Source organism: Mesorhizobium sp. P5_C1 (assembly GCF_054049815.1).
Genome location: NZ_JBFULQ010000276.1, coordinates 1 through 7,277, shown reverse-complemented (window position 1 = coordinate 7,277; position 7,277 = coordinate 1). Strand labels below are relative to the sequence as shown.

Sequence of the window (7,277 nt, the reverse complement as noted above, 5' to 3'; positions counted from 1 at the left end):
CCGCCGGGTTCTTCTCAACTCAGCCGACCCACCATCCGGTGCGTTGGCCGCGATGAAACTGGATTGTCTTTTCTTCGGTATAGTCCTCTACGGCGCGTTTGCCGAGTTCGCGTCCGAGACCGGACTGCTTGTAGCCTCCGAATGGCAGCTCGGGGTAACCTTCCATGAACGTGTTTACCCAGACGGTTCCCGAACGCACATTCCGCGCCACCGACATGCAGGTGTCGATGCTGGCGCTCCACACGCCCGCAGACAAACCATAAGGCGTGTTGTTGGCGATGTGCAACGCCTTTTCAATCGTTTCAAAAGTCAGCACCGAGAGCACCGGTCCGAACACTTCCTCGCGCGCGATGGCCATGTCCTCGGTGACGCCGCGGATGATGGTGGGATCGAGGTACTGGCCGGCATTCGAGGACAACTGCTTGCCGCCGCTGTAGACACTGCTGCCGTCGCTTGCCGCTGCAGTAACATAGCCGGCTACCTTGGCCAGATGGTCGGCCGAGATCATCGCGCCGACCTTGGTTCGGTCGTCTAGTGGATCGCCGACCGTCACCTTGGCGGTGAGCGCCTTGACCGCGTCGAGAAAATCATCGGCGATCGCTTCGTGCACGATCAGCCGGCTGCCGGCATTGCAGCATTCGCCGGCGTTGAAGAAGCCGCCGAATACGGCCGCGTCGGCCGCCGCTTCGAGGTCCGCGTCCGGAAAGACGATCTGGCCGTTCTTGCCGCCGAGCTCCATCGAGACTTTCTTCAAGGATTGCGCGGCGGAGGCCATCGTCATCTTACCGACGCGGGTGGAGCCGGTGAACGAGACCATTTCGACCAGGGGATGGCTGACCACCGGCGCGCCGACATCGGCGCCAAGACCGGCGAGGATGTTGACGACGCCGGCGGGCAGGCCGGCCTGCATCAGGATATCACCGAGGACGAAGGTCGAGGCCGAAGTCATCTCGCTCGGCTTGACCACCGCCGTGCAGCCGGCGGCGAGCGCGAAGGGCAGTTTCTGGCTGACGATGAGGAAGGGGAAGTTCCATGGCGTGATGATCGAGACGACGCCGATCGGCTCGCGCAGCACCACGCCAAGCATGGCGTCGCCGAGATTGGCGTAGGATTCGCCGTGCAAGGTGCGGGCGAGCGAGGCGGCATAACGCCAGATGTCTACAGCACCACCAATTTCGCCGCGCGCCTGGGCGATCGGCTTGCCGGATTCCAGTGCGTCGAGCCGGGCGATCTCCTCCAGCCGCGTCTCGATCAGGTCGGCCGTCTTGAGCAGAATCGCGGCGCGCTCGGCCGCCTTCATGCGCGGCCACGGGCCGGTCTCGAACGCCTTGTGCGCGGCCTGCACTGCGGCTTCGACTTCGGCTTCGCCGGCCTGTGCATAGTGCGAGACGGTGAAGCCGTGGCCGGGGCTCTTGCGCTCCAGCGTGCGGCCATCGCGGGCATCGACATGCTTGCCGTCGATCAGCAGCCGATAGGTTCTTGGCGCTGCGGATGCCTCGGCGGGCATGATGATGTTGAGAGGGGCGTTCATCTAACTGTGTAATCCTCAGGATCTTGAAAATGCTGGTTTTTGCTTGGTCTTGAAAGAGCCGACACCGGCTATGAGATCGCCGGTCAGGGCGATGAAGCCGCTGGCCAGCGCTTCCGTCGCCGCGGCACTTTCCTCGCCTTCGGCGACCGCGATCATCAGCTTGGCGGCTTCCGTCGCCAGCGGGCCGCGCTCGGCGATCTTTTCAGCCCAGGCCTTGGCTTCGGACAGGCCGCTGCCGGTTTCGACCACCCGGTCGACCACGCCGAGCGCCAGCGCTTCGGGAGCGAGCAGAATCTCGCCGCCCAGCGCCATACGCCGCACTGTCTGCGCGCCGAAGCGGCGCACCGCGCGTTGTGTGCCGGACCAGCCGGGGACAACACCGATCGAGGTTTCGGGGAAGCCTAATTTCACCTGTGTCTCGGCCACGCGGAAGTCGCAGGCGACCGCCAGTTCCAGCCCGCCGCCCAGCGCATGGCCGGACAGCATGGCGATGGTTGGTTGCCGCAACCGCGCCAGCCGGTCGAAGACACGATGGCCGTAGCGGACCCATTGCACCTGGAAGTCGGCGGCACTCATCTGCGCCCACGCCTCGACATCGCCGCCGGCGCAAAAGCCCTTGCCTTCGCCGCGCAGCAGCACGACACGAACGACTTCCGCCATCTCCGCTTCGTCCAGCGCTGCCTCAAGCGCGCGCAGCATCGGAATATCAAGCGCGTTGAATTTCTCCGGCCGGCGCAAGGTGACGATGCCGATCGCGCCGTCCTGCTCGAAGGTGACGAGACGCTCAGCCATGCTCGCCTCCAAGCGAGGCGCCGCCATTCAGCGACAGCCCGATCGGCTGGTCCAGGTAGAGCGCTGCCGGTGTCGTCTTGAGATCTTTGGCGACGCCGAGCGGGATCTCGGCCTGGGCCAGCACGTCGCGCTGCAGGTCGATGCCGGGTGCGAGTTCGGTGACGACCAGGCCCTCCGGCGTCAGCTTCATCACGCAGCGCTCGGTGACATAGGTGATGTCCTGTCCCTGCGCGACGGCTCGCTTGCCCGAGAAGGAGATGTGCTCGACCTCCTTGACCACCTTCTTGACCTTGCCCTCCTGGTCGATGCGGATGCCGCCATCGGCCAGGGAGAGTTTCGCCCCGGCGTTGAAGAAGCCCGAGAAGACGATCTTCCTTGCCCGCGCGGTGATGTCGACAAAGCCGCCGGCACCGGCGGTGACATGCGGCCGTGCGGACAGTTTCGAGACGTTGACCGAACCGTGGCGGTCGATCTGCAGGAAGGACAGCAGCGACGCGTCGAAGCCGCCGGCCTGGAAATAGATGAACTGGTGCGGCGAGGGCATGATCGCCTCGGCGTTCGAAGCGCAGCCGAACTTGAAGTCGAGCAGCGGCACGCCACCGACGGCACCCTGTTCGATCACCCAGGTGACCTTGCCGTGCTGGCCTTCCTCGAGGAGGATACGCGGCACATTGGCCGAGATGCCGAAGCCGATGTTGACGGCCATGCCGTCGCGGAGTTCCAAGGCGACGCGGCGCGCGATCACCTTCTGGACGTTCATTTCGGCATTGCGGAAGCTCGACAGCGGCCGGAAGATCTCGCCCGAGATTGCCGGATCGTAGGGTGTCAGCGTCGTCTGCAACTGGTCGGGCGCGACGACGATGTGGTCAACCAGCACGCCGGGCACGCGCACGTCGTGCGGCTTCAGGGTGCCGTTCTCGACAACGCGCTTGACCTGGGCAATGACGACGCCGCCATTGTTGCGAGCGGCGAGCGCCTGCTCCAGGCCGCCAAGATAGGCGCCCTCATGCTCGTAGGTGAGGTTGCCGCGCTCGTCCGATGTGGTGGCGCGGATGATCGAGACCTGCGGCACGATCGAGCGGAAATAGAGCCATTCCTCGCCGTCGAACTGCTGCACCGAAACGATCGGCTCACTGGCGGCCGCGTTCATGGCGCAGCCCTGGTGGCGGGGGTCGGCGAAAGTGTCGAGGCCGACCTTGGTCAGCACACCCGGACGCTTGGCGGCGGCTTCGCGGTGCATGTCGAACAGGATGCCGGACGGCACATTGTAGGCTGCGACCGAATTGTCGCCGATCATCTTCCAGATCTGCGGCGGCTCGGACGAAGAGGGGCCCGACGGATAGGAGCCACACAATGTGCGCTTCAACAGGCCAGGCTTGGCCAAATGGTCGATGCCCTTGATGCCATACATGTCGCCGGCGGCGATCGGGTGCAGCGTGGTGATGCCTTTCGGATGGCCTTCGCTGTCGAAGCGCTCGCCGATCGCGGCCAGCACCGCGTCCGGGCAGCCGAGACCGCTCGACGACGAGACGGACACGACCATGCCGTCCTTGATCAAGCCTGCGGCTTCAGCGGCGGAAACGACCTTGCTCAATTCTTGCTCCCGAGTTTCGGGTCGATCTTGACGGCCTTGCCGGAGCTGGCCGATTGAAGTGCCGCTTCGGCAGCAGCGAGCGACCAGATGCCGTCCTCGCCGGTGGCGGACGGTTGGCCTTCGCCGCGGATCGCGGCATGGAACTGGCGCAGTGACCGGGAATAGAGGTCCTCGCGGTCGAAGCTAAGGTCCTCTTCGCCTTTTGCCGTGCGCAAGGTCACCGAGCCGACCGGCTTCTGCGTCATCACATTCCTGGCGATCAGCGAGCCCTCGGAGCCATGCACCTCGAAACCGGTGTCGGCGAATTTGAGGGTGAAGCCTTCATGCGACTGGGCGATGACGCCCGACTTGAAGCGCCAGATGCACATGGCGCCGTCCTCCAGCCCACTACCGGCCATGCCGGCCGATTGCGTGAAGGCCGACACTTCGACCGGATCGTCGCCGAGCACGAAGCGCAGCGTGTCGGCATCATGCACGGTGATGTCGAGCACCACGCCGCCGCCTGCCTCAGGCTTCGTGATGCGCCAGCCCTGCAGGTTTTCGGGCAGGTAGACGGCATGGAAGACGCGCGCGGCGATCGGCTTGCCGATACGGCCGGCGGCGATCGAGTCACGCATGGCGCGGTGCGCGCCGGCATTGCGCAGATGGTGGTTGGTGCCGAGCACGATGCCGGAGGCTTTTGCCGTGGCGACCATTGTGCGCGCGTCGTCGCTGGTCAGCGCCAGCGGCTTTTCGCACAGCACATGCTTTCCCGCCTTCGCAGCGGCCAAAGCCTGATCGAGATGCAGTTCGTTGGTGGTCGAGATGTAGACCGCGTCGATGTCGGCGCCGAGCAGAGCATCAAGCGTCGAAACAGCCAGCGGGATGTTGTTTTCCGCGGCATAGGCCGTGGCGCGCTCGGGATTGGAACTCATGACCGCCGCGATCTCGCCATCGCCCTGCGAACGGATGGCGTTGATCATGAACTGTCTGGCGATCGTGCTGGCGCCGATCAAGCCCCATCTGGCGCTCATGCCGCGTCCCCCATTCCTGCGGGCCTGTTTCGGGCGCGGCGATCCGGGCCGCAGCTTTCCCTGACCACCAGATTGACCGCACCGATATGATCTTCGGCCCGCGTCGTGCGCGACTGGATCATCTTAAGCATGACATGGGCGGCGCGTTCGCCGAGGCCGGCCGTGTCCACCGAGACGCTGGTCAAGGCCGGCATGTAGTGCTCGGCCTCGACCACGTCGTCGAAGCCGACGACGGCGAAATCCGGTCCGGGCTCAAGCCCACGCTTGCGCAGCGCCAGCATGACGCCAAAAGCGACCGCATCGTTGAAGCAGAGTGCCGCGGTCGGCGGTTCGGATGTTGCGAGAGCGGTATCCAGACAGGCGATGCCGCCCCTGCGGCTGGTCTCGCCTTCGATCACGGTCATGTCGCGGGCGGCGATGCCAAGCGTCYCACAGGCTTCACGAAAGCCGCCCAGCCGCTCTTGATAGACCACGAGGTCGGCCGAGCCGCCGAAGAAGGCCAGCCGGCGATGCCCTTTGCCGATGAGATGGGCGGCGGCCAGGTAGGCGCCGCGATGATTGTCGGGCGTGATCACCGGAATGCGGCTTTCGGGCAGCCGGCGCATGGCGAAGACGACCGGAACGCCCGCCATCTCCAGGCGGCGGAATGCGCCCGGCGTGGTGCCGCGCGCCGGCGACACGATGAGGCCGGCGACGCCTTGCTCCATCAGCGATTTGAGCACCTCTTCCTGGCGCACCGGATTCTCCGCCGTGTTGGCTATGAAAGGCACGATGCCGGCCGACTGGAAGACGCGCTCCATGCCGACCGCCAGTTCGGCGAAGAAGGGATTGGTGAGATCGTTGATGACCATGCCGATGACGTTGGAGTGAGCCTTGCGTAGATTGGCGGCGCCACGGTTGTAGACGTAACCGACATCCTCGATTGCCTTGCGAACCTTGACCGCGGTCTCAGGCCGGATCAGCCCGCTGCCCTGGAGCACGAGCGACACCGTCGATTTGGACACGCCTGCCTCGCGGGCGATGTCGAATATCGTTGCCTTGGCCCGGCTGGCCATCCAGATGCATCCTCCCTGATTTTCAAGCCGATCTATTGGAACGTTCTAATCACTAACCTCATCTGGAGTCAATCGAGGTTCTTTCCGGATTCGAAAAATTGATCCGGTGAGGCCGGCGAGCCCATTCCATAAGGCTTTCTGTGTTGCGGCGCAGCATTTATCCGCGAATGAGCTCTGAATCGTAAAGGTTCTTGATTTATTGGAACGTTCCATTTATAGGCACGGCGATAGGGAGAGAACGATGGACATTGTCTTGCCTGGTGAGGGTGGCCGCAGCAGCCGCTACGCTCTGGTCGGCCAACCGGTGCAGCCGGTGGTCGGCGCGCGGTTTTCGCGCATCGCCTATGCTGCAGCCCATGTCGTTGCCGATCCGCTGGCGATGACCGATCCGTGGTCGCAGCCGGTGGTCGACTGGGACAGAACGATGGCATTCCGTCACTATCTGTGGCGGCTCGGCTTCCGCATCGCCGAGGCGATGGATACCTCGCAGCGCGGCATGGGTTTCGACTGGACTAATGCGCAGGAGTTGATCCGCCGCTCGATCGCGGAAGCGCGCACCGTCGAAGGCGCCGATCTCGCTTCTGGTGCCGGCACCGACCAACTGGCGCCAAGCGCCGCCCGGACGCTCGACGATGTCATCGCCGCCTATGAAGAGCAGTTCGCTTTTATCGAAGGGCTGGGCGGCAAGGCGATCATGATGGCCAGCCGCGCCCTGGCGGCTGTTGCCAAGGGCCCCGACGACTATGCCCGTGTCTACGACCGCATCCTGTCCCAAGCGTCCGGCAAGGTCATCCTGCACTGGCTGGGCGACATGTTCGATCCGGCGCTGAAAGGTTACTGGGGCAGCGGCGATTTCGAGTCCGCGCTCGACACCGTCGTCGCGATCATCGAACGCCACGCCGGCAAGGTGGAGGGGATAAAAATCTCGCTGCTCGATGCCGGCAAGGAAGTCGCGCTCAGGAATCGGCTGCCGGACGGCGTCGTCATGTTCACCGGCGACGACTTCAACTATCCCGAACTGATCGCCGGCGACAGCCGCAAACACTCGCACGCGCTGCTCGGCATTTTCGATGCGATCGCGCCTGTCGCCAATGCGGCACTGGCGAAACTGGCGGACGGCGACCGCGCCGGCTATGACGCGCTGATGGCGCCGACCGTGCCGCTGTCGCGAAAAATCTTCGAGGCGCCGACCGAATACTATAAGGCCGGCATCGTCTTCATGGCCTGGCTGAACGGCCATCAGGATCATTTCGCGATGGTCGGCGGCATGCAGTCGGCGCGCGGTATCCGCC

General features: G+C 64.5%; 6 protein-coding genes. 1 reads left to right on the top strand and 5 read right to left on the bottom strand.

Annotated features, from left to right (window positions below):
* Positions 1 to 19 precede the first annotated feature (19 nt).
* The 5 genes from ACXJ7R_RS20190 to ACXJ7R_RS20170 are packed head-to-tail and all read right to left on the bottom strand — an operon-like array spanning position 20 to position 5,985.
* Positions 20 to 1,531, bottom strand: coding sequence for an aldehyde dehydrogenase family protein (locus ACXJ7R_RS20190; RefSeq protein ID WP_457153390.1), 1,512 nt, complete (start codon positions 1,529 to 1,531; stop codon positions 20 to 22).
* Between the two features lie 15 nt (positions 1,532 to 1,546).
* Positions 1,547 to 2,323: an enoyl-CoA hydratase/isomerase family protein gene (locus ACXJ7R_RS20185; protein WP_457153389.1), complete on the bottom strand. Its 777-nt coding sequence runs from the start codon at positions 2,321 to 2,323 to the stop codon at positions 1,547 to 1,549.
* Complete coding sequence (locus ACXJ7R_RS20180; RefSeq protein ID WP_457153388.1) at positions 2,316 to 3,917, bottom strand: acyl CoA:acetate/3-ketoacid CoA transferase; 1,602 nt, start codon at positions 3,915 to 3,917, stop codon at positions 2,316 to 2,318. Before ACXJ7R_RS20180 ends, ACXJ7R_RS20185 begins: the two co-directional genes overlap by 8 nt.
* A complete protein-coding gene (locus ACXJ7R_RS20175) occupies positions 3,914 to 4,930 on the bottom strand; it encodes a Gfo/Idh/MocA family protein (protein ID WP_457153387.1) in 1,017 nt (338 codons plus the stop codon). The genes ACXJ7R_RS20180 and ACXJ7R_RS20175 overlap by 4 nt, the downstream gene beginning before the upstream one ends.
* Positions 4,927 to 5,985, bottom strand: coding sequence for a LacI family DNA-binding transcriptional regulator (locus tag ACXJ7R_RS20170; protein WP_457153386.1), 1,059 nt, complete (start codon positions 5,983 to 5,985; stop codon positions 4,927 to 4,929). The genes ACXJ7R_RS20175 and ACXJ7R_RS20170 overlap by 4 nt, the downstream gene beginning before the upstream one ends.
* A gap of 241 nt (positions 5,986 to 6,226) precedes the next feature.
* On the opposite strand from ACXJ7R_RS20170, the gene ACXJ7R_RS20165 reads away from it, so the two are divergent.
* Positions 6,227 to 7,277 (top strand): dihydrodipicolinate synthase family protein (locus tag ACXJ7R_RS20165; protein ID WP_457153385.1); only part of this gene is annotated, 1,051 nt, incomplete at its 3' end.

Bases quoted from the DNA above. Each gene is read 5' to 3' on its own strand.
- ACXJ7R_RS20190 (WP_457153390.1), bottom strand. From the start codon at position 1,531: ATGAACGCCCCTCTCAACATCATCATGCCCGCCGAGGCATCCGCAGCG.
- ACXJ7R_RS20185 (WP_457153389.1), bottom strand. From the start codon at position 2,323: ATGGCTGAGCGTCTCGTCACCTTCGAGCAGGACGGCGCGATCGGCATC.
- ACXJ7R_RS20175 (WP_457153387.1), bottom strand. From the start codon at position 4,930: ATGAGCGCCAGATGGGGCTTGATCGGCGCCAGCACGATCGCCAGACAG.